The organism is Mesorhizobium sp. M8A.F.Ca.ET.161.01.1.1, from assembly GCF_004792105.1.
In the GTDB taxonomy this organism is placed as follows: domain Bacteria; phylum Pseudomonadota; class Alphaproteobacteria; order Rhizobiales; family Rhizobiaceae; genus Mesorhizobium.
The window spans coordinates 1-279 of record NZ_SRTD01000522.1; the positions used below are offsets into that span (position 1 = coordinate 1).

A 279-nucleotide genomic window follows, 5' to 3' on the forward strand; every position below is an offset into this window, starting at 1 on the left:
GAACTTCACATCCTTGTCCCACGACCACATGGTCGGCGGGATCAGATTCTGCGCCGGCGTAGCGCCGGCATCCTGGAACAGCGACTTGATCAGCGCCTCCCGGTCGATCGCCTGGTTGAGCGCATGGCGCACTTCCGCCTTGTCGAGCGGCGGGATCGTGGTGTTGTAGCTCATATAGCCGATGTTGAGGCCGGCCTGGTCCAGCAGAGTGACGTCCTTGTTGGCCTTGATGGTGGCGAGGTCGGCCGGGTTCGGATAGGGCGCGACATCGCATTCGCC

At 63.1% G+C, this 279-nt stretch carries 1 protein-coding gene; it reads right to left on the reverse strand.

What is annotated here, in order from left to right:
• A partial coding sequence (locus tag EN804_RS36845; RefSeq protein ID WP_246693569.1) for an ABC transporter substrate-binding protein occupies positions 1-279 on the reverse strand: 279 nt, incomplete at both ends.